We start from the raw sequence: 3,963 nt of genomic DNA on the forward strand, positions 1-3,963 counted from the left end.
TATATGAATATGCGAGAGCGTTATTGGGATCTAGACTATTAATTTCGATTAAATTAATATCGTCGCCGAGAGATAAGAAATTTTGTGCTGCGGTAAGCGGCATTAATATCGTTGTCAAATCATAATCATACATACCGCTATTGAAAATTGCTATAACTTTAAATTCTTTTGATCTTGGTATACTGCCAAAGGTGGTAGAAACTGAATTCGGTGAAATTAATCTAATCTTATCCCCAACGGTTACGCCTAAATTGCTTGCTAATTGTTCTCCGAGTGCTATTACGTTTTTGCCGTGAAAATTATCAAAACTACCAAAATTTACATTTTTAAAAATTTCATTTCTTACACTTAGATCCTTTAATTTCATACCTTTAACAAGCACACCGCTATTATTACTTTTACCAAGAGCCAAAGCTTGACCGTGAGCAATGAATGTTACATGCTTTACATAATCTTGTTTTAGGAGTTTGGCTTTAATCTCTTCATAGTTATCAATACTACCACCTTGCCGATTTATTACTATATCCCCATTTAAGCCGATAATATTTTTAGTAAGCTCTATATGAAAACCGTTCATAACGGACATGACTACTATCAATGCTGCAACGCCGATCATTACGCCCACTAAAGAAAAGGCAGAAATAATAGAAACAAACTTTTCGTTTTTCTTAGCTCTAAAATATCTAAAAGCTATCTTGAAGATAAAATTGTTATTGATCATTTGTTTATTTTTTCTTACATCCGTTTCTAGGTTATTCCTGCGTGAATCAGCTTTTTTGTCATTGCGAGCAGCCGTAGGCTGCGTGGCAATCTTATGAAATAATAACAAATTCCTGAGATTGCTTCGTCAAAACTTACAGTTTTTCCTCGCAATGATGACACAATTGATGACATAAAGACATCTACACGTTACTAGAAATCTCAAAGACTTTATCATACTTAAATAATTTAGGTAATGTTACTAACCCAAATAGCGTAGCACTGGATATAGTAATGCCAAGAGGAGTAAAAGTACCGTTATATAAAAATCCTACTAATTGTAGCCCAAATGCCGTTAAAATCAATCTAGCCGCAGTGAAAATAGCCGTCATACGAGCTTTACCGTCCGGAATAGCTTCTAAAAGCAATGGCCATAATATGTTAATCGGATATATCACGCCAAGAGATAATAATAAAGTAACTATTGTTATGGTTAAAGGATTATTAATATTATATACAACTAATATGCTATTTCCTAGTAGGAATAGTATTATAAATATAACTCCAAAATAGAAGCAATTTTTAATACCGAATTTTTTAAAGCAATAACCGCTTGAAAAGCTCATAATTGAGAATAGAGCTGCCATTGCTCCTTGATAAAGTCCGAAATATTCTAAAGTTACACCTAAATCTTGCATATATAAAATAGGAGCAATCCCAATAAATATCCAATATCCTTGTGCAAGAAATATCATTGTAAGTATATAATATATAGCTTTTGGCGATTTGAAGATAGGTATATATTCTTTTAAAGAAATACGTATTTTTTTAGTAACTTCTCTTTTTGGAATAAATAATATACCAAGAATTAGGCTGATCAAACCTACTATAAGCAACAAAACAAAATTGCCACGCCAGCCCCAAAATAAATTGACGTAGCTACCTATAACCGGTGCTATTGCCATAGCAAGGGCAATAGTGCCGTTTAAAATGCCCATGAATCTTTGCTGTTCTTGTACCGAATAAATATCGGCAAGAACAACATATACTAGCACTGCAACCGATGATATCCCGCATCCTTGCAAAAATCTTCCAAATAATATAGCTGCATAATTATTTGCAAATACACAAAATAAACTACCAAGATTAAAAATCAGTAAACCGAGTATAATAATCGGTCTGCGTCCGTACCTATCTCCTAAATTACCGACTATAAGCGAAGTAATACAATAAGCAGTTAGATTAACACCAAGTAGTAACTCTGTCATAAAAGTTGAAAGGTTGAATGTATCTTGTATTTCAGGAAAACTTGGAACGAATAAATCTATTTCCGCTCCAGCGAGTATTTCCATGATGATTACGGTAATAATTAATTTCATAAGTAATTGTTAGTTTGAGGTTATTTTAGAAAGTATTATTGAATCCGAAAGCCTGCGCGATGTTATCCCTGCGCGGCATTGTTGCATAGATACCAAGTCGTCATTGCAAGCGAACGTTAGTGAGCATGGCAATCTCAGGAATTCTTCCCAAGATTGCTTCGTCAATTTACTATTGTAAATTTTCTTGCAATGATGGGAAAACCGATCCACGCAACAACATTTTTGCGGGAATGACATAAATAAGGACGCAGGAATGGCAAAGCTACACAACAAATTAGCTTTCTATATTCTTATAGCTTACAATAATTAGTGTATTGTTTTACTAAAGAAAGAATAAATGAATCTTTATGCTCGTCTAGCAATTTTTATTTATCAGGAGTATATACATGACACGATAACAGGAAGACTGAAAGGGAAGTGCAAGCAGAAACTTTTAGTGATATATGTTAAGAATAATGATTCCTAACATGTGGGACTATTAACAAAATAAAGTTTAAAGCTAATTAAATTTATTTTTACTGCAAATTATAAGGCTTTTTTGAAATAGGATTAACTATTCCTTCAAAAATCTTATTAATTTTCACTAAAAATTCTTTTTAATTATCAATTAAAATTATTTTGTTAACAGTCCCCTATCAATTTTAAAAATTAATTAAAATATTACTGATTAATTCCTAAAGCTTGTTTTTGAGTATCGGTAGTATTCTCCATTACCCACTTTTGGACATCAGGACTTAACATATTATACTGATCTGCTGTTAAACTAGCAACCCAAGCTTGTTGATCGTCAGTACTCATAGCTTGTATTTGGGTTGTTGTAACTGAAGCTGGGGCAGGCATTTGCATTGATGAAGCAAATACTGAGCTTGCGAAAGCTAGCATTAATAAAATCTTTAATAAGTTTTTCATTTTGTAAACCTTTTTTGTTTTGTAGCTGCGATTATAACAAAGCCACGGCAGCTTTCAAACTAAATTATATTAAACATTTAAATTTTTTATACTAAGGAACTTTTATTGTAACAAATATATCAATTATATACTTTATTGTCGTTCCCGCGAAAGCGGGAATCCAGTAAAAAGCGTTCAGAGTATCACCATGGCTTGATCACGGGATCTTGTGTCACAGATTATGCCCTAAGATATCACGCTCAAGTCGTGGTATGACATTAAGGTTGACTGGATTCCTGCTTTCGCAGGAATGACATACCCCTTTATATTGTTAACTGCTCTCTGCAAATATTCCGATAAATTTCTGAGTTTTTAGATAAATCATTATGTGATCCTTCAGCGACTACTCCTCCTTTATCTATTACTAAAATATAATCAGCTGATTCTATACTACTAATTCGATGGGCAATTGATATAATAATGTTCCCTTTCATTATTTTTTTTATAGACTCTAGTAATTTCTGTTCGCCCATCGTATCTAAAGCACTCATTGCCTCATCAAGAAGCAAAATTTGGGGCATGCGTAGTAATGCTCTAGCAATAGCTATTCTTTGTTTCTGTCCTCCTGATAATCTAACCCCTCTTTCACCGATTTCAGCATTTATACCGTCATGAAGTTTAGCAGCAAATTCTTCTATTCCTGTAATTTTTATTATCTCATTTATTTCGTCGTCGCTTGCTTCATTATTACCGAATATAATATTTGATTTTATAGTGCCAGAAAAAATGCTAGCCTCTTGAGGAACATAGGCAATTAATTTACGAATTTCAGCAGGATTTAAAAGAGTTATATCTTGATTGTTAATAAGGATAGTGCCGTTTTCTTGCCGGTAAAAACGCAGCAGTAACTGTATCACAGTACTTTTTCCTGCACCTGATCTACCTACAATACCAAGAAACTTATTGGCATTTATCTTCAAAGACATATTATTAATAA

The 3,963-nt window shown here is 33.0% G+C and carries 4 protein-coding genes; all 4 read right to left on the bottom strand.

Annotated elements, in window-relative coordinates; translation table 11 throughout:
* On the bottom strand, positions 1-721 hold a 721-nt coding region (locus O6R16_RS07500; protein WP_499680659.1), incomplete at its 3' end, for an ABC transporter permease.
* 181 nt (positions 722-902) lie between these two features.
* Complete coding sequence (locus O6R16_RS07505) at positions 903-2,078, bottom strand: multidrug effflux MFS transporter (protein WP_499680656.1); 1,176 nt, start codon at positions 2,076-2,078, stop codon at positions 903-905.
* Positions 2,079-2,738: 660 nt separating this feature from the next.
* Positions 2,739-2,987, bottom strand: coding sequence for a DUF2673 domain-containing protein (locus O6R16_RS07510; RefSeq protein ID WP_499680657.1), 249 nt, complete (start codon positions 2,985-2,987; stop codon positions 2,739-2,741).
* 302 nt (positions 2,988-3,289) lie between these two features.
* Positions 3,290-3,963, bottom strand: a 674-nt coding sequence (locus O6R16_RS07515) for an ABC transporter ATP-binding protein (protein WP_499680658.1), incomplete at its 5' end; no start/stop codon positions are given.

This window comes from Candidatus Rickettsia tasmaniensis (assembly GCF_036857515.1).
Taxonomy (GTDB): Bacteria; Pseudomonadota; Alphaproteobacteria; order Rickettsiales; family Rickettsiaceae; genus Rickettsia; species Rickettsia rickettsii.

What these genes read in the sequence shown, in the direction of transcription:
- O6R16_RS07505 (WP_499680656.1), bottom strand. Translation starts at nt 2,078, where the DNA reads ATGAAATTAATTATTACCGTAATCATCATGGAAATACTCGCTGGAGCG.
- O6R16_RS07510 (WP_499680657.1), bottom strand. Translation starts at nt 2,987, where the DNA reads ATGAAAAACTTATTAAAGATTTTATTAATGCTAGCTTTCGCAAGCTCA.